General features: G+C 36.1%; 21 protein-coding genes. 8 read left to right on the top strand and 13 right to left on the bottom strand.

Features of this window, described 5'->3' with window-relative positions; genetic code table 11:
* Window positions 1–9: 9 nt before the first annotated feature.
* A complete protein-coding gene (gene sppA, locus MTZ49_RS08050; protein ID WP_264745042.1) occupies window positions 10–981 on the bottom strand; it encodes a signal peptide peptidase SppA in 972 nt (323 codons plus the stop codon).
* 144 nt (window positions 982–1,125) lie between these two features.
* Between sppA and MTZ49_RS08055 the strand changes: the two genes are divergently transcribed.
* Complete coding sequence (locus MTZ49_RS08055) at window positions 1,126–1,380, top strand: helix-hairpin-helix domain-containing protein (RefSeq protein ID WP_264745043.1); 255 nt, start codon at window positions 1,126–1,128, stop codon at window positions 1,378–1,380.
* Window position 1,381: 1 nt separating this feature from the next.
* Here the strand turns inward: MTZ49_RS08055 and MTZ49_RS15760 are convergent, their stop codons facing one another.
* On the bottom strand, window positions 1,382–1,921 hold the full coding sequence (locus MTZ49_RS15760) for a methylated-DNA--[protein]-cysteine S-methyltransferase (protein WP_319804725.1): 540 nt from the start codon (window positions 1,919–1,921) through the stop codon (window positions 1,382–1,384).
* A gap of 148 nt (window positions 1,922–2,069) precedes the next feature.
* On the opposite strand from MTZ49_RS15760, the gene MTZ49_RS08065 reads away from it, so the two are divergent.
* On the top strand, window positions 2,070–2,846 hold the full coding sequence (locus tag MTZ49_RS08065) for a class I SAM-dependent methyltransferase (RefSeq protein WP_264745044.1): 777 nt from the start codon (window positions 2,070–2,072) through the stop codon (window positions 2,844–2,846).
* Window positions 2,847–2,894: 48 nt separating this feature from the next.
* On the opposite strand, the gene MTZ49_RS08070 is transcribed toward MTZ49_RS08065, so the two are convergent.
* The 5 genes from MTZ49_RS08070 to MTZ49_RS08090 all read right to left on the bottom strand — a co-directional run bounded on the left by MTZ49_RS08070 (window position 2,895) and on the right by MTZ49_RS08090 (window position 6,767).
* The gene (locus MTZ49_RS08070; protein WP_264745045.1) at window positions 2,895–3,281 is read right to left on the bottom strand and encodes a hypothetical protein; all 387 of its coding nucleotides are present in this window, start codon (window positions 3,279–3,281) and stop codon (window positions 2,895–2,897) included.
* The gene (locus MTZ49_RS08075; protein WP_264745046.1) at window positions 3,282–3,665 is read right to left on the bottom strand and encodes a hypothetical protein; all 384 of its coding nucleotides are present in this window, start codon (window positions 3,663–3,665) and stop codon (window positions 3,282–3,284) included.
* A gap of 6 nt (window positions 3,666–3,671) precedes the next feature.
* Window positions 3,672–4,976, bottom strand: coding sequence for a hypothetical protein (locus MTZ49_RS08080; protein ID WP_264745047.1), 1,305 nt, complete (start codon window positions 4,974–4,976; stop codon window positions 3,672–3,674).
* Between the two features lie 75 nt (window positions 4,977–5,051).
* A complete protein-coding gene (locus MTZ49_RS08085; RefSeq protein ID WP_264745048.1) occupies window positions 5,052–5,609 on the bottom strand; it encodes a flavin reductase family protein in 558 nt (185 codons plus the stop codon).
* A 225-nt stretch (window positions 5,610–5,834) separates the two neighbouring features.
* Window positions 5,835–6,767 (bottom strand): outer membrane protein assembly factor BamD, encoded by a 933-nt coding sequence (locus tag MTZ49_RS08090; RefSeq protein WP_264745049.1) that lies wholly within the window; start codon window positions 6,765–6,767, stop codon window positions 5,835–5,837.
* A 135-nt stretch (window positions 6,768–6,902) separates the two neighbouring features.
* On the opposite strand from MTZ49_RS08090, the gene rluD reads away from it, so the two are divergent.
* The 3 genes from rluD to MTZ49_RS08105 are packed head-to-tail and all read left to right on the top strand — an operon-like array spanning window position 6,903 to window position 9,352.
* The gene (gene rluD / locus MTZ49_RS08095) at window positions 6,903–7,871 is read left to right on the top strand and encodes a 23S rRNA pseudouridine(1911/1915/1917) synthase RluD (protein ID WP_264745050.1); all 969 of its coding nucleotides are present in this window, start codon (window positions 6,903–6,905) and stop codon (window positions 7,869–7,871) included.
* Window positions 7,871–8,617 (top strand): peptidoglycan editing factor PgeF, encoded by a 747-nt coding sequence (gene pgeF, locus MTZ49_RS08100; RefSeq protein ID WP_264745051.1) that lies wholly within the window; start codon window positions 7,871–7,873, stop codon window positions 8,615–8,617. Before rluD ends, pgeF begins: the two co-directional genes overlap by 1 nt.
* Window positions 8,618–8,629: 12 nt before the next feature.
* Window positions 8,630–9,352 carry a carbonic anhydrase gene (locus MTZ49_RS08105; RefSeq protein ID WP_264745052.1) on the top strand — a complete coding sequence of 241 codons (723 nt, stop codon included), beginning with the start codon at window positions 8,630–8,632 and terminating at the stop codon, window positions 9,350–9,352.
* Window positions 9,353–9,411: 59 nt separating this feature from the next.
* Here the strand turns inward: MTZ49_RS08105 and MTZ49_RS08110 are convergent, their stop codons facing one another.
* From MTZ49_RS08110 to def, 5 genes are all read right to left on the bottom strand, one after another.
* The gene (locus tag MTZ49_RS08110) at window positions 9,412–10,128 is read right to left on the bottom strand and encodes a DUF975 family protein (protein ID WP_264745053.1); all 717 of its coding nucleotides are present in this window, start codon (window positions 10,126–10,128) and stop codon (window positions 9,412–9,414) included.
* Between the two features lie 159 nt (window positions 10,129–10,287).
* Window positions 10,288–10,728, bottom strand: coding sequence for an acetyltransferase (locus MTZ49_RS08115; protein WP_264745054.1), 441 nt, complete (start codon window positions 10,726–10,728; stop codon window positions 10,288–10,290).
* A 3-nt stretch (window positions 10,729–10,731) separates the two neighbouring features.
* Complete coding sequence (rsmB, locus tag MTZ49_RS08120; protein WP_264745055.1) at window positions 10,732–12,030, bottom strand: 16S rRNA (cytosine(967)-C(5))-methyltransferase RsmB; 1,299 nt, start codon at window positions 12,028–12,030, stop codon at window positions 10,732–10,734.
* Window positions 12,027–12,974 (bottom strand): methionyl-tRNA formyltransferase, encoded by a 948-nt coding sequence (fmt, locus tag MTZ49_RS08125; protein ID WP_264745056.1) that lies wholly within the window; start codon window positions 12,972–12,974, stop codon window positions 12,027–12,029. The genes rsmB and fmt overlap by 4 nt, the downstream gene beginning before the upstream one ends.
* A complete protein-coding gene (gene def, locus MTZ49_RS08130; protein ID WP_264745057.1) occupies window positions 12,974–13,495 on the bottom strand; it encodes a peptide deformylase in 522 nt (173 codons plus the stop codon). The genes fmt and def overlap by 1 nt, the downstream gene beginning before the upstream one ends.
* 126 nt (window positions 13,496–13,621) lie before the next feature.
* Between def and MTZ49_RS08135 the strand changes: the two genes are divergently transcribed.
* The 3 genes from MTZ49_RS08135 to dprA all read left to right on the top strand — a co-directional run bounded on the left by MTZ49_RS08135 (window position 13,622) and on the right by dprA (window position 16,452).
* Window positions 13,622–14,653 (top strand): LysM peptidoglycan-binding domain-containing protein, encoded by a 1,032-nt coding sequence (locus MTZ49_RS08135; RefSeq protein ID WP_264745058.1) that lies wholly within the window; start codon window positions 13,622–13,624, stop codon window positions 14,651–14,653.
* Window positions 14,654–14,724: 71 nt separating this feature from the next.
* Window positions 14,725–15,264, top strand: coding sequence for a pentapeptide repeat-containing protein (locus tag MTZ49_RS08140; RefSeq protein ID WP_264745059.1), 540 nt, complete (start codon window positions 14,725–14,727; stop codon window positions 15,262–15,264).
* A gap of 90 nt (window positions 15,265–15,354) precedes the next feature.
* The gene (dprA, locus tag MTZ49_RS08145) at window positions 15,355–16,452 is read left to right on the top strand and encodes a DNA-processing protein DprA (RefSeq protein ID WP_264745060.1); all 1,098 of its coding nucleotides are present in this window, start codon (window positions 15,355–15,357) and stop codon (window positions 16,450–16,452) included.
* Window positions 16,453–16,529: 77 nt separating this feature from the next.
* On the opposite strand, the gene mpl is transcribed toward dprA, so the two are convergent.
* A complete protein-coding gene (mpl, locus tag MTZ49_RS08150) occupies window positions 16,530–17,879 on the bottom strand; it encodes a UDP-N-acetylmuramate:L-alanyl-gamma-D-glutamyl-meso-diaminopimelate ligase (RefSeq protein WP_264745061.1) in 1,350 nt (449 codons plus the stop codon).
* Between the last annotated feature and the right edge of the window lie 84 nt (window positions 17,880–17,963).

Consider the following 17,963-nt stretch of genomic DNA (forward strand, 5'->3'; position numbering starts at 1 on the left):
TCTGTCATATTATTGTAAGTTAACACCCTGTAAACCAACAGAGGTGCCTATTTCTTTAGCAGCACTAGCACCAAGCTTTTTAGCAAAGCGATCAAATGGGCTATCTTGCACAGTAAAGTTTTTTAGGTTTTCTTCACCAACAATCTCACGAGCTACATAACTGGTGCTGCCAAAACCATCGATTAAGCCAAGCTCTTTCGCTTGTTCGCCAGACCAGATAAGGCCAGAGAATAACTCAGGATGTTCTTTATCTTTTAAGCGATCACCACGACCTGCTTTTACTTGGTTGATAAATTGTTGGTGTACTGTGTTTAGCGTATTCTTCCAAAACTCTGTTTCTTCTTTATTCATAGGTTGGAATGGATCTAAGAACGCTTTATGTTCACCAGATGTATAAGCACGACGCTCAATACCTAATTTGTTCATGGCATCAACAAAACCAAAGCCAGCAGCAGTCACACCGATGGAGCCAACTAAGCTAGCTTTATCTGCATAAATTTCATCTGCGGCACTAGCAATATAGTATGCACCTGATGCACCTAAATCAGTAATCACCGCATAAACTTTAATTTGCGGATATAGTGCACGTAAGCGTTTGATTTCATCATATACGTAACCTGCTTGAACAGGTGTGCCACCAGGGCTATTAATACGTATAATCACCGCTTTAGTATTAGAATCTTTAAAAGCAGCTCTTAATCCTGTTACAAGGTTATCTGCACTGGCATCTGTTTGATCGGCAATCATGCCACGTAAATCAATAACAGCAGTGTGTGATGTTGAGGTACTGATGTCACCTTTAAAACCACCCATTGCAATAGCTATTAATATAAATAGGTAAAAGAACGTTAATAATTTAAAAAATATGCCCCAACGTCTTGAACGACGTTGTTCAATAAGGCTAGCTTGTAAGGTTTTTTCCAATAACTTCCAACTTTTTTCATCGTTAGCGGAAATTTGTGTTTGTTGTTCTTCAGACATGATTGGATCCTGAATTATAAAATCTTGTGACTAAGCACTATAAGGACGAATTAAAGGGTAAATCATAGCATAATCTGACTTTTTGCTATAGATTTATTATAGCTATACTAGTATAGAACGTTGATACAGCTTAAGGAGAGCAACATGGCTTTTTCAGCTACTGAAAGATCTGCATTATTAACAGTTAAAGGAGTAGGTAATACAGTTATACAAAGGTTAGAGCAAATGGGGATAGATTCATTATCCATCTTAGCTACTGCCAATACAGAAGATATTACTAGCCAAGCGGCCACCATGTTAAATGCAACTTGTTGGAAAAATAGCCCTCAAGCTAAAGCAGCTATTAACAATGCTATTCAATTTGCTAAAGCGTATTGCCAAAAGAATACCCTTAAATAAATTAAGCTAGCGTTATATGATAGCATTCGTGGTCTAGTAACCATTGTTTACGTTCTACGCCTCCTGCATAACCTGTTAGTTTATTGTTTTTACCAATAACACGGTGGCAAGGTACTACAATAGCAATGGGATTGCAGTGGTTGGCCATTCCTACTGCACGACTAGCCAACGGCTTACCAATTTGTTCAGCCAGCTCACCATAGCTAATAGTACCTCCCGCAGGAATGGTGCGTAATGCTTGCCATACTTGTTTCTGAAAATCTGTACCAAAGTTAGCCACAGCTAATGAATCAATACCTTTAATATCACCCTTAAAATAGTTTTCAATGGTTTGAATAACCGTATTGGATTGAGAAGAGGGTTGTAAAACAATTTCTTTAACTTGGTAATAGCGAGCTAGTTGTTGCAATGTCTCTTCTTTAAACTCATCCCAACCAATAAATTGCAGGATATTTTGCTTATCCAACCAGATAATAAGTTTACCAATAGGTGAATCAAGTAAATATTCATCAAATACTAATGTATTGGTAGTTTCAGACATTTTCAATTTCTCTTGCAGTACCTAAAAATAATAGTCTTTTTCGTTAGCTAAACTCTGAAAGTCTTGAATGGTCATGATAAACTTGCTTCCTCTATGATAGATACTGTGTATATAAATTACTTTTTATCAATAAGGCAAATATTTTTTAATGGTAACTGATTTAAAACAAGCCGTTATTCGTGTTGAGGCCATGAGTGCTAATTGGCAACAGCAGGCAATAGCATTAGCGACAGAGTTTGCTTTACCAATGGCAGGGGAGGCAGACTTTGTACTGCAAATAGGTGAGCAGGGATTGCAGTTGCAGTGTTTAACCGAAAAAAATATAGGTGCTTTAAAGGTGGATTTTGTAGAGGGCGCTGTGGCACATCGTCGTAAATTTGGCGGTGGTAAAGGACAAATGATAGCTAAAGCAGTTGGTATACAGGGTAATATTATTCCCAGTGTATTGGATGCCACAGCAGGTTTAGGAAAGGATTCTTTTGTGCTGGCTACTTTAGGTTGTCAAATGACCTTAATTGAACGTCAACCTATTATTGCTGCTTTGTTAGAAGATGGTTTACAACGAGCTTTGCAAGACAGTGAAGTTTTCTCTATTGTGCAGAGAATGACACTAATAAAAGGTAATGCTATTGATGTAATGAAAAATTGGCAAAATGCTATTCCACAAGTGGTGTATGTTGATCCTATGTTTCCTCATCGTGATAAATCAGCATTGGTTAAAAAAGAGATGAGATTATTTCGCCCACTGGTGGGGGATGATTTAGATGCAACACAATTATTAGAGGCTGCATTATCATTGGCTAGTCATCGAGTAGTCGTTAAACGCCCTCGTAAAGCCCCTATTATAGAGGGAGTTAAGCCTAATTATAGCTTAGAGGGTAAAAGTAGCCGTTATGATATTTATACTAAACAGTCTTTAAAATAAATTGGTTAAGAATAGAAGGTATCTAAAAGATTAAATTTTTTATTTTATTTATTCTGATTCTTTTACTTTAATAATATAGGTTTTATTAAATTCACTACTACCCATATACATGGTACCCACCATATCACCTTTGATTTTGAGAGTTATATTTTGTGATATTTTGGGAATTCCTTTAACAATAAAACAATTGTATGTAAAAAAGGTTTTATCATCAGGATCACATATATCCAATTCTATTCCTGAGTTAACGGGAGTCATTGAGTAGCTCAATCCCCCTGCTGATACAGGCCCCGAACCACCTTTAATTTCAAATTTTGCATAATAAGGTTGTTTAAAATTAGCTTCTGGTAACTCATCAGGTGTAATAACTACTTTGGATGAAGTACAACCTATTAGTAAAAAACATACAGCAAATATAATGCTCAAATTTTTCATTTAATTTGCTTTTTTTACTTTAATTAAATAGGTTTTCTTAAATTCTTCACCTGAAGATGAAGTTCCATAAGTAAAACCATACAATGTAATTTTTGTATTTACTGGTTCAATTGGTGTTCCATATACTTTTAAAAAGTTTTTCTCTCCAAAACCTTCTTTTTCAATAGTTTCAACAAAGAATCCATTATTAACTGGTAAAGCTTCCCAAGTAAGTGAAGCTACTGGGGCTCCCCCTTTTATTTGTACTTCAATATAATAAGGTTTACCCACTGTAGCAGTAGGTAAATCATCTGGTAAAAAAGTAATTGAAGAGGAACAACCTATAATATAGTTCAAACATAATAAAATTATTATATAGCTTGCTCTATTAACGAATTTTGCCATAATTCTTTAAGGTATTTTAGTAAATACCATTCCTCCATAAATATATTTTAAAAACTCGCCTAATGTTAGTCCATTTCTAATTCTATTTTTTACTTTTCCCCATGAAAATACTTCTAGTTCTACTAACGAGGATAAAGGAGTTGAAATAGTAACTTCTTCTTCCGAATCTTTTATTTTTAATTTACCCTCCAAAACTATCCAATGATTTTTCAATTGTGGGTTATCCTCTGCCAACATACCACTACCAATTAGTGTAACTACATGGGTATCCTTACCAATATATTTATTTAAATTACAAACATCTTGTAAATTACTATGAGCAATACTGATGTTATCGTATTTTTTAGTAGCACCTGCTCTTTTAAACCATTTCTCCAATACTCCCCACATAGTTACTGCTCCTGCCCAGTTCCACCAAAGAAAACCTGCACTAGGTGAATTAATAGAAAAAAGCCCTGTATTTTCAGTATCTCTTAGACTTGCCATCACAATCCAATCTATAGCAGGAATTTTAACAGTACCATTATCTGTAAAAAAACCTTTTGGATGCCTTACACTTTTATCTGCCTCTAATTTTAAAGAACCTATTTTAGTCTTACCAGACTGCCAAAGCTCTTTAATAACTTGTTGATAAATATCAGGTCTATCTTTTTGGACACAATAAAAAAAAGCTGCTGGTCCACAGAACATTGATGCTGCTTGATTAGGATAAATGCCTACTAAATCATAATAATCTTTTATTTTTCCATTTTCTTGAGGAGATTTAGTAAGATCATATATATAAGATTTAAAAGGCCTAGTCATTCTAATTTTTAATTCTTCTTCAACCTTTTGTTTAGTAAAAGGATCAAGTGGATCGCCTATAGGATGTTCTTTGGCTTCAAATATTCTGGGTTTTGAGGATATATTTAATTTATAAGTATTTACTTGACCATCTTCAGCTTTTTTAGTGTCTTGGGCTGTTTCAAAATATTCAAACTCTCTTGATGCACCCCAGTCTTTGTCGGTTGTTTGAAAACCTTTTAAAGGCATTATTGCGGTTATTGGGTCTTGGTTCATTTTGATATAGTCAACACCCACTTTGCGATAAATATCTATCGAAAGAATATAACAAGTTTCTGGGGGATCACTAATATCTAGTGAGGGATGTACTTGAGTTTTATAATCTGCTTGTAGTGGATGTTTACCTGTAGGTCTTAAGGCAAACGTTTCATTTCCTGACCAATCTGTTTTATAAAGCTCCATATCATAGTAAAGATTTTCTGGGGCTGTATTAGTTTTTATTGCTACGGATATATTATATATAGTCATATTAGATCACTACTCCTTGTGTTTTTAAATTTTAAGATAAATATGGTATATACAAATAAGTGCTTCCTTTAACACTTAATCAATATGAAATGAGTCACCAATTGCAAAAAATTCACCACCAGCTTGGTAGTGAATAGAGCGCTTTTGATCAGATTTAATATGCCATCTACCTTCACTAAATACTTCAGGGTCAGCCCATGCCGCCGTGACTTCACCAATATAGAGGTCATATGTGTTTTGATTGTGTGGTTCTGGAATAAGTTTACATTCTAAACAGGCTAAGCAATCTGTGATGAGTGGCGCTTGTATGGTTTTAGCTGCAACGGTTGTTAGATTAAATTCAGTAAATTTATCTATATCTCTACCAGAGGTTGTACCTACTTGTAATACTTGTTTAGCTATTTTTTTACTGGGAATTAATACAGTAAATTCTCCAGAAGCTTCAATAAGTTCTTTGGAGTAGGTCTGTTTATCAATTATTACCACTACTCTGGCAGGGTCGAAGTCTAAAGGGGTAGACCAAGCAGCACTCATAATATTTCGTTTATCACCAAATGCGGAGCTAATCATTACAGTTGGGCCGTGATTTAGCAGTAGATAAGCTTTATTAAGAGGAACAGCTTGATAAGACATTTTAAACTATCCATTTATTTAATAATGAGGATCATTATAAGCTAATCCTAGTGTATTAAGGTAATTATAAATTTAGCTAATGGTAGATTTGTTAATGACTAATTAGTTAATGATTGGTCAATAATTGAGCAACAGTCTGAACACTGTAATTAGGATAATAATTGGTTGGATATAGATTGGTTAGAGTATTAGAAAATATAAAGGGCAGTTAAACTGCCCTTTTGATTAGTTGGTACTTTCTTTAATTTCTTTTGGTATTTCTTCTAGTGCATCTTTATAACGTTTTTCTAAGTCTTCATTAGCACGGGTTTGGCCTGGTGGTAGTGGATCATTATTACTACCTACCCAACGAGCCATTGTGCGAGTGAACCAGTCACGGTCTTGTAGTTCTTTTACTACAGGTTTAAAGGTGCCACTAGCAATAGTAGGGTGTTTTGGGTAGTTTAATTTCAATGTTTCTAAACTAGCATTAGCAAGATCATTCATGCCCATTCTTTGATAAGCCTCAACCATAATAGCTAGGCCATCACCTGTTGATGGTGTGCCATTAAAGTTTTCAACAATATAAGCACCACGTCTGGCCGCACCAATATAGGCTTGTCTATCTAAATAGTAGTAACCTACATGCACTTCATAAGCCGCTAATAGGTTGCGTAAATACACCATTCTAGCTTTAGCATCAGGAGCATAACGGCTATTAGGGAAGTATCTGGTAAGTTGCGCAAATTCATTGTAAGAATCTCTTGCTGCACCAGGGTCACGGGTTGTCATATCTAATGGTAAGAAACGTGCTAAAAAGCTTTGGTCTTGTTCAAAAGAAGCTAGCCCTTTCATATAATAAGCATAGTCAACATTAGGATGATCTGGGTGCAAGCGAATAAAACGATTAGCTGAGTCGCGTGTCGCTTCTGCATCAGATATTCTATAATAGCCATAAATAAGCTCAAGTTGAGCTTGTTCTGCGTAACGACCAAACGGATAACGAGATTCTAATGCTTTTAGTTTAGCAATTGCAGCGCTAAAATTTTTATCACTAAGATCTTTTTGAGCTTGTTGGTATAATTGTACCTCAGTAAGACTTTCATCTACTTTGTTAGAGCTTGAACAAGCACTTATTAGGATAAATAGTGAAATAACTAGTAAATGTTTCACACGCATGGTGATAGTGTTCTCTTAAAAATACTGTTGCTATTAATATAGTCTTGCTATGATGACTATTATAACGGTTAGGATAAATTTTTCCTATTTAACCATAAGCTGAGCCTTAAACCAAAGACTATAATTAAATTTTTTATGAATTCAACTAAAATAGAACTATCTGCACAAGTCCCTACTGAGCTAGGCGGACAACGCCTTGATCAAATAGCCGCACAATTGTTTAGTGATTACTCGCGTTCTCGATTATCTACTTGGATTAAAGAGGGTAAGTTAACAGTAAATGGGGCAGTATTGAAACCAAAAGATACAGTTTTTAGTGGTGCTCTTTTAGCATTAAATGCTGAGCAAGAGGCTCAGGGGGACTGGGTAGCACAAAATATTAAGCTAAATGTCGTATATGAAGATGAGGCATTATTAGTTATAAATAAGCCCGCTGGTTTAGTTGTTCATCCAGCAGCAGGTCATTATGAAGGTACATTGTTAAATGCATTACTTTATCATGCGCCTGAATTACAAAATGTACCTCGAGCAGGTATTGTTCACCGATTAGATAAAGATACGACAGGTTTAATGGTTGTTGCTAAAACATTAGAGGCACAGACTAAGTTAGTAGAGCAGTTACAAGCACGTAGTGTTAGCCGTATTTATGAGGCGATTGTAGCTGGTGTAGTGACTTCTGGTGGAACAGTGGATGCGCCGATTAATAGACATGGTGTACAACGTCAAAAAATGGCTGTAGTAGCTGATGGTAAGAAAGCAGTGACTCACTATCGTGTGTTAGAGCGTTTTAGGGCTTATACTCATATTAGAGTTCAGTTAGAAACGGGTCGCACTCATCAAATTAGAGTACATATGGCACATATTAATTTCCCTTTGTTAGGTGATCCTGTTTATGGTGGGCGCTTTCGTATTCCTCCTGCCTCTAATCCAACATTAATACAGAGTTTAAAAGAGTTTCCTCGACAAGCTTTGCATGCCCGTTTTTTAGAATTAGATCATCCTACCACAGGTAAACGTATCCGTTGGGAGTCTGAGTTACCTGAGGATATAGTATGGATGTTAAGTTTATTGCGGCAAGATAACCAATCATTTGAGGAAAAGTGATGCCAGCAATTGATGAATTATGGATTAAACCTGATTGGCCGCTACCTACACATGTTAAAAGCTGTGTAACAACGCGTGTAGGTGGAGTGAGCGAAGGTAATTATAGTTCATTAAATTTAGGGTTGCATGTGGGTGATAACCCTGAAGCTGTTGTTGAGAACAGAAGAAGGGTACAACAAGCGCTAGGTTATAAAAAGGCTGCTTGGTTAGAGCAGACACATAGTACTTTAGTCGTTAAGGCTGACTCTTCAAAAGTCCTGAGAGCTGATGCTAGTTGGACTAATGAAAAAGGTATGGCTAGTGTAGTAATGACTGCGGATTGTTTACCTGTGTTGTTTTGTGATAAAAAAGGGGATTATGTAGCCGCTGCTCATGCGGGTTGGCGAGGATTATTAAACGGTATATTGGAGGCAACAATAGAATCTTTACCTGTTGCTGCTGACCAATTATTAGTTTGGTTAGGCCCTGCTATTGGCCCTGAAAATTTTGAAGTAGGCGCAGAAGTTAGAGAGGCTTTTGTAACTCACAGTAGTTTAGCTGAACAGGCTTTTGTAGCGAGTGGTAATCAGGATCGTTATTTAGCTGATATCTATCAGCTAGCACGTTTTCGTTTAGAGGCTAAGGGAGTAACTGCTATTTTTGGTGGTGGATTTTGTACGGTAAGTGATCAGCAATTTTATTCTTATCGTCGCCAGAATATAACAGGACGAATGGCTTCATTAATTTGGTTAGTATCGGATGAGTAAATAGAGAAAATTATGCGTAAAAGAAGTTATTCCAAAAGGCTTTTGCCTCCAAAAGAGTCTGCAACAGAAGCATTAACCCAAATAGTTGAAGGTTTCAAACGTTTTAGACAAGAAGTGTTTCCAGAGCAGCGAGACTTATTTAAAAAACTAGCTAGTGCCCAAACACCACGAGCAATGTTTATTACTTGTGCAGACTCTAGAGTTGTTCCTGAGTTGATTACTCAAAGTTCGCCAGGTGATTTATTTGTTACTCGTAATGTGGGTAACGTAGTTCCACCTTATGGACAGATTAATGGTGGTGTTTCTACGGCAATTGAATATGCAGTAATGGCTTTAAATGTGCAACATATTATTATATGTGGCCATTCTGACTGTGGTGCAATGCGAGCAGTTATTAATGAGCAAGTATTAGAGTCAATGCCAACAGTACGTGCTTGGTTACGTTATGCAGAAACAGCGCGTACCGTCGTCCAAGAAAACTGTGGTTGTTTAAGTGAAGATACCTTAGATGTACTAACTGAAGAAAATGTGGTTTTACAGTTAGAGCATTTGCGTACTCATCCATCTGTAGCTTCTCGTTTGGCAGGCGGAAACCTATTTATCCATGGTTGGGTTTATGATATTGAAACCAGTCAAATTAAAGCCTTTGATGATAGCTTAGGAGAGTTTTTACCATTGGATGGTGATATTATCCCTATGGCAACACCTCGTTCAAGGTTTATTGATAGGGATTAAAATAAAAAGCTCTTCGAAAGAAGAGCTTTTTTTATGAGGTGAAAGTAATGTGCTATTACTTAAACTTCAAAAATGATTTGGTATAGTGTACCTATTGACAGCATAAATAAAGGGAAAGTCCAAATTAAACCAATGCCAAAAGGAATAGCTGAAATCATTAGGATAATGCCTAGAACAATCATTAATCCAAAAACGCTAAACCAACGTTGGGTAATAATTTTACGAGAAGCTTCCATTGCTTGCCAAGCTGAAATGCCAGGATTATCAATAATGATCCAATTTGTAAGGCAATATGCAACAGCCAAATATATACCAGGAATAAGTATTAATAACATACCTACTGCTGTTAATAAGGTAGTCAATAAGGTTGCAAGAATTATAACACTAAAGATAGGAAGAATAGATAAAAAGTCTTCTTTAAGATTTATTTGCTGTCCTCTTAGGCGTTTTAGTGCTAAAACAATAAACCCTGCAGCAAGAGCATTTAAAGCAATATTAACAAAGAAATTTATTGGTCCTATCACTTTAGGAGGTAAAAAGCCTAAAATTAAACCAATAATAAAACTGATAATACCTATAGCTAACAGTGGTAAAAAGAAAGTTAGTTTTACGCCATTAACTTGTGCCCACGCTTTAGAAATTACATCACTAATACTAAAATCATAGCCATTAGCTATCGCTTCTTCAATAGTGCGTTTTTTTCCTAATTGAACAGATTCAGTATTGATGCTGTTGGTAGAAGGTGGTTGGTAAGGATTTTGCCCTTGATCCTGCATGATGTTGCTCCGTGATAATGAATACAAATAGTTGGTGTTGCTAATTGTATCTGGATATTACATTAAGTAAAGTAAGTAAAGCTATAAATTAAGATTCAGTTAATATTCTGGATAAATATAATTAAATACTTAAGGTTATAAGTTGACTTTTTAATAAAATTAATGGGTTATAAGTCGCATATGTAATAAAGGGTAAGGATTTCCTTGTCCATCTAAAGGGGAACGACTGATAATTTCAAAGCCTTGATGTTGATAAAATCCTAAGGCTTGTGGATTTTGCTCATTAACATCAAGTTCATTAACTTGAAAATGCTCAATAGCATGTTTTAATAGTGCTTTACCTAATCCCTGTCCTCTATAGGAGGGATCAATAAATAGCATTTCTAGTTTGTTATCGTGTACTCCAGCAAAACCAGTGATTTTTTGATCATCTGTACGGCTACAAAATAATGTGACCATGGGTAAGTAATCATTTAAAACCTGTGGTTTTAATGCTTGTATTGTCTGTTCTGGTAAAAAGTTGTGAGTAGCACGAACAGATGCTTCCCATATTTCTAATAAAGTTGTGAATTCAGCAGGTTGCACAGGAGTAATTAACATAAATTATTTTGCAATTTTAATTAATTTGGCGTAGTAAAACCCATCATGGCCATTAATTTGTGGCAGTAATTGGCGGCCATGGGGTTGTTTAATACCAATATTTCCTATATCTAACTCTCTTGCATTTAAATGATTAGTAAGGAATTTTTTGATATTGTCGGTGTTCTCTTCAGGCAATACAGAGCAAGTGGCATAGACAAGTATGCCACCAACAGCGAGAGTTGGCCAAATAGCGGTTAATAATTCCTGTTGAAGCGTCGCTAAAGGTGTTATATCTTCTTCTTTACGGGTTAATTTAATATCTGGATGACGACGTATAACTCCTGTAGCTGAACAAGGAGCATCTAATAATATGCGTTCAAAGGGTTTGTTGTCCCACCATGTTGCTGTCTCACGACCATCAGCTACTTTAAGGGTTGCTTGTAAGTTTAGACGTTGTAGATTTTCAGTGACACGTTCTAAACGGCTGCTTTCAGCATCAATGGCTACTACTTCTGTTAATTGTGGTTGTAACTCTAAAATATGGCAGGTTTTACCACCAGGAGCACAACAGGCATCTAATACACGTTGTTGAGGTTTTAATTCAAGTAAATGAGCAGCTAATTGGGCAGCTTCATCTTGCACACTAAGCCAGCCCTCTGCAAAGTAGGGAAGGTGGTTTACAGGGCAAGGGGTAACCAGTTGTATTCCCTCTGAACTATATGAGCAGGGAGTTGCTTTAAGATTCGCTTCGTTTAATAGGTTTAAATAGTTTTCCCTTGTGGTATATCTTGTATTTACTCTAAGGGTCATCGGAGGATGGATATTATTAGCTTCACAGATAGCTTGCCACTCATTGGGCCAATCTTGTTTTAGGCGTTTTTGTAGCCAACGAGGATGAGCTGTAAACTCAACAGGATCTTTAGCTAAGTTAGCAAAGATATCAGTACTTTCTCTTTGGCAATTTCTTAATACAGCATTGACTAAGCCTTTTGCCCATAACTTTTTTAGTGTTGTAACACAACTAACGGTTTCGTTAATGGCAGCATGAGCAGGTATTCGCATATAAAGAAGTTGGTAGAGGCCAATATAAAGTAAGGCTTCTATATCTTTATCTGAATTTTTTAATGGCTTCTCAAGTAACTTGTTTAACAGTAACTCTAAGCGAGGCTGCCAACGCGCTGTGCCTAATGTTAGCTCCTGCACAAGTGCTTTATTAGTCTCATCTATTAATGTGAGTTGAGGTGGTAAAGTACTGGCAAGAGAGGCTTTTCCTAGTAATACCGGAGTCAGAGCTTTACAGGCAGCTAAGCGAGGGTTCATTTCCCCAATTCCTGAGTACTGTTAAAGAGGTCTTTATGACCATTGTAAACATCCCAAAAAGAAAGTGGTTTGCTATTAGGTAATTGTAGTTTGGTTAAACATAATGCTTGTGAACCACAGGCTACAATTAATCCTTCTTTAGAAATTTCAAGTATTCTGCCAGCCATACCTTGTAAATCAACTAACTTTGCCTCTAGGATTTTTAAAGATTGCCCTTGAATTAAAGTATGACAGATAGGCCAAGGATTAAAAGCTCTTACTGTATTGGCTAGTTCAATCGCTGATTTATTCCAATCAATTTGTGCTTCTTCTTTCGTAAGTTTGTGAGCATAAGTGGCTAGGCTATCGTCTTGTTGTTCACCTTTAAGTGTATGGTTAGCTAAACCATCTATAGCTTCTATAATAGCGTTAGCGCCTAGTTCAGTTAATCTATCATGTAAGCTACCACCTGTATCTTGTTCAGTAATAGGAGTAGTTACTTTAAGCAGCATAGGACCAGTATCTAAACCTGCTTCCATTTGCATAACAGTGACACCACTTTCTTTATCGCCTGCTTGGATAGCCCTTTGAATAGGTGCAGCACCTCGCCAACGAGGTAACAAAGAGGCATGGCTATTAATACAACCTAGTTTTGGTATATCTAGTACTGTTTGCGGTAATATAAGTCCATAAGCAACTACTACCATTAAATCAGGTTCTAACTCAGCAAGTTGCTGTTGTGCTTCAATAGTTTTTAGGGTAGAAGGTTGGAATACAGGAATACCATGTTGTTCTGCTAACACTTTTACAGGACTAGCCATTAGTTTCTTGCCACGACCAGCAGGACGATCAGGTTGGGTATAAACACCAACCAATTGATATTTATTTTGCTTAATTATCTTTTCTAAATGTATTGCAGCAAATTCTGGTGTGCCAGCAAAAATAATTTTAAGAGGTGTGGTCATTACTCAGAACGTCCTCTTTTTTCAAGCTTATGCTGTTTTTCTAGCTTATTAGCAATACGATTACGCTTCAATGATGAAATATAGTCTACAAAGAGTTTGCCGTCTAGATGATCACATTCATGTTGAATACAAACAGCTAATAGATCTTCGCAGATCATTTCGAAAGGTTTTCCATCACGATCTAAGGCATTTACTTTTACCCGTTCAGGTCTTTCTACTTCCTCATAAAAACCTGGTACAGAAAGGCAACCTTCTTTGTAAGTATGTGGATCTTCTGACAAAATTTCAATTTTTGGATTAATAAATACTAAAGGATGTGTACGATCCTCAGTAATATCGATTACAATAAGACGCTTATGGAAGTTTACTTGTGTTGCAGCTAAACCTATACCTGGTGCTTCATACATGGTTTCAAACATGTCATCAATAAATTTTTGAAGGTCAGCATCAACCGCCTCAATAGGCTGTGCAACAGTTCGTAAACGTGGGTCAGGAAATTCAAGTATGGTTAAAATTGACATAGTACAATAGATTTCATTATAGAAAGTTTAAGAAATAGCTTTATAATACCAGAACAGTTTACACTATAGACTAAATGTTTTCTGTTGTAATTTTACAAATTTAGTGATGATAAAGGAATGCATGGCATGAGGAAATTATTACTCGCCCTTGGTTTACTAGCTTCTAGCGTGTTAGTACAGGCTCAACAAGTTGAACTGAAAGAGAACCATCCTACAACTTATACAGTTGTAAAAGGGGATACTTTGTGGGATATTTCAGGTCGTTTCTTAGCAAAGCCATGGCTTTGGAAAGAAATTTGGCATGTAAATCCTTCTATTAAAAATCCTAATTTAATTTACCCAGGTGATACATTAACATTAACTTATGTAAATGGTAAGCCAAGATTAACCGTAAATCGTGGTACATCAAGAGGTACAGTGAAATTATCTCCTACTGTACGTGTAGAGCCGGTGGTGGATGCCATTCCTACTATTCCATTACAATCGATTAATGCATTTTTATTGAAAAATAGAGTGATGCCTAATGCTAAAGCATTTGAAACTGTGCCTTATGTAGTAGGTGGAGAAAATGGTAGTGTAGTTAGTGGTGCTGGTAGTAAAGTATATGTGAGAGGCAAATTACCAGCTGGGGAGACTGGTTTTGGTATCTATCGCCAAGCAAAAGAGTTTAAAGACCCTAAAACTAATGAGTTGTTAGGTGTTAATGCAGACGAAATAGCTAGCGCTAGTTTAATTGCTCAGCAAGGTGAAGTTGCAACATTGCGTTTAATTAGAACAACACAAGAAGTGCGTAATGGCGATCGTGTTTTTGCAACAGAAGCACGTAATATTGATGCTAATTTCCAACCTAGTTCACCAAAAACATTGATTAATGGTGAAATTGTTGATGTTCCTCGTGGGGTGACACAAGTTGGTCAAACAGATATTGTTATTATCAACAAAGGTAGTAAGGATGGCATTGAGGTAGGTAATGTATTAGCTGTTTATCGTTTAGGTGAAACAGTAAAAGACCAGGTTGCAGGTGGAGATGTTAAATTGCCAGATGAAGAAGCCGGTTTATTAATGGTATTTCGTGTTTATGATAAGTTAAGTTATGGTATTGTGTTGTCGGCTAATCTTCCATTGAGTGTTGGTGATAAGCTAAAGAATCCACAATAATTTGAAGGTGTTAAAAAAGAGAGATTTAATCTCTCTTTTTTGTTTTTGTACTATAAATTTAGGAGAGAAAGATGAAATTACTATCTTATATATTCTGTTTAGCGGTTTTATTGCCTCTTTCCGCTCAAGCACAATCATCGTTAGATATTGGTAAAGATGGTGCCATTGAGGTGCAAACACCTGATGGATCAGTTTCTAGTGGTACAGATGGCTCTAATACTATATCTAATAAACAAGGTAAGTTATCAACAAAAGGTGATGGCTCAATCCCCGTGATTGGTAAAAAAGGTAGTTCTAATATAGACGATACAGATAATAAGGTATTAGATAGTAGTTATATTAATGCTTCTTTAGTAGGAAAAGATTTTTCAGGTAAGAAGTTAGCGGGTATTAATTTTACTAATGCTGATTTATCAAGTGCTAATCTACGAAATACTGATTTAAGTGATGCTCAGTTAACAAATGCTAATTTAAAAAATGCTGACTTAACAAAAGCTAATTTAACAGGTGCTGAAATAACCAATACTGATTTTACTAATGCAAAATTAGCAGGCGCTATTTGGATAAATGGTAAGATTTGTGGAAAAGATTCTGTAGGTACTTGCTATTAAAATTATATGATTTTAGATAGATAATTAGTTTATTTTAAATTAGTTATCTATTTATCATAAAAATAACGAATTATTATCAGGATAAAATGTATGGAAGTTAGTTTATCCTTTCAAGAGCTAGAAGCGCGCCTTATATTACATAATTTACCTAAAATAGGTAGTAAACGGTTTCTACAGTTAGTTAATTATTTTGGTTCTGCAAAAGAGGCATTGGCTTCTCAAAGTGCTTGGTTACAAGCTGGTTTACCAAGCAGTTGCCAATCTATTAATATTAGTCAGATTAAAGAAAATATTGATAAATCTTTAGAATGGCTAGAGCAAGATAATCAACATGTATTATTCTGCGATTCCCCTCAATATCCTGCATTATTAAGAGAGATAATTGATTATCCACCTGTACTATTTATAAAAGGTAATCCTAATATTCTAGAGAATCCCCAGCTGGCTATAGTGGGTAGTCGGCATGCAAGTAAACCTGGCTTAGATACCACTTTTCAATTTGCTAAAAGCTTAGCTAGTGGTGGTTTTACTATTACTAGTGGTTTGGCATTGGGTATAGATGGTGCTGCTCATGCAGGAGCTTTGGTGGGACAAGGTTTAACAATAGGTGTATTGGGATGTGGTTTACATCATATGTATCCAGCTAGTCATAAAAAATTAGCAGATGATATGGTCGTAAATGGAGGCGCTTTAGTTTCGGAATTTCCACTAGATACAGCTCCTCAAGCCGCCAACTTTCCAAGACGTAATCGAATTATTAGTGGCTTATCACTAGGTACATTAGTAGTTGAAGCTACGCTATCAAGTGGTTCTTTAATCACTGCAAAATTAGCGGCTGAGCAGGGAAGAGAGGTTTTTGCCATACCAGGTTCTATTCATTATCCTGCTGTAAAAGGTTGTCATCAACTAATTAGAGAAGGGGCAATGTTAGTTGAAACAGTAGATCATATTTTAGAAGCATTACAAGGATGGAAAAATATTGATATTGTAGAGTCTGAAGAGGTAGTAGAAGAGGAAACAATGGTTGTTGATAACCTTTTGTTAACCAGTTTACGAGCAGCACCTCAAACAAGTGAAGCATTAGCAGTGAGTTTGAATTTACCTTTTGAGGATGTGTTGATTGAGTTAACTAATTTAGAGTTAACTGGCAAAGTGGTTTGTGAAGCTGGTATTTGGTATAGCTATTAATTTTATCTAACAAGAATAACAATATATTATTTATAGGGTGAAAGAAACTAACATATAGCTAGTTTCTTTCAATAGTATTATTCAGCTAATGCCTTAGCGAGTTTTTGGTGAATACCGCCAAAACCACCATTACTCATAATAACAATATGTGCCCCTGTTTTAGCTTGTTGCTTTACAGTATCAATAATGGCTTCTAGTGAGTCACAAACAGTCGTTGATATAGCTGATTGCTTAACAACAGAAGCTAAATCCCATCCTAAGTTTTCTGGTGCATACCAAATAGCTTGATCTGCTTGTACAACGCTTTCTGCTAATCCTGTACGATGTGCGCCTAGCTTCATGGAGTTGGAGCGTGGCTCAATAATAGCAATAAGTTGAGCAGAACCAATATGTTTACGTAAGCCATCTAGTGTTGTGGCAATAGCTGTTGGATGATGGGCAAAGTCATCATAGATTGTAATACCATTAATCTCTGCTATTTTTTCCATACGTCGTTTAGCATTTTTAAATTGTGCTAAAGCCTGTATAGCTTGTTTGGGTTCAATACCAACATGATTTGCAGCGGCGATACAAGCTAAGGCATTATTAACATTATGTTGCCCTGTGAGAGACCAAGATACAGTACCACATAGTTGTTTATCCAAATAAACTTCAAAGTTTGCACCATCATCTGTTAATAGTTTTGCTTGCCAGTTGCCCTTTTCAGTTGTTTGGATCGGTGTCCAACAACCCATGTCTATTACTCTTTGTAAGGCTTGTTCAGTAGAAGGGTAAATAATAAGCCCCTCACTAGGAATTGTTCTTACAAGATGATGGAATTGTCTTTCAATAGCTGCTAAATCAGGAAAAATATCAGCATGATCATATTCTAGATTATTTAAAATAGCTGTTCTTGGGTGGTAGTGAACAAATTTAGAGCGTTTATCAAAAAAGGCGCAATCGTATTCATCTGCTTCAATCACAAAATACTTAGAATCACCTAGTCGAGCAGAAACAGCAAAATTTTGGGGTACACCACCAATTAAAAAACCAGGTTTTAAACCAGTTGCTTCTAATACCCAAGCTAGCATACTACTAGTGCTAGTTTTACCATGAGTGCCTGCTACAGCCAGTACATGACGACTCTGTAGTACGTGTTCGGCTAGCCATTGTGGACCAGAGGTATAGTGTAGGTTTTGATTAAGCATATATTCTATGGCAGGGTTACCACGTTTCATCGTATTGCCTACAATCACCAAGTCGGGAGCAGGTTGTAGATGTTCAGGTAAATAGCCTTGTAATAGTTCAATGCCTTGTGTTTCTAGCTGAGTACTCATAGGTGGGTAAACATTGGCATCACTACCTGTTACCTTGTAACCTAGTTCTTTAGCTAATACTGCTAAAGAACCCATAAAAGTACCACAAATACCAAGAATATGAATATGCATAATAAAATCTAATAGCTCTATTTTCTGATAAAAAATAATTATTAAGCAAAAAAAGATAAATAGCTAGCCCTCTCATAATTTGTT

Origin of the sequence: Entomomonas sp. E2T0 (assembly GCF_025985425.1) — a bacterium.
Lineage (GTDB): Bacteria > Pseudomonadota > Gammaproteobacteria > Pseudomonadales > Pseudomonadaceae > Entomomonas.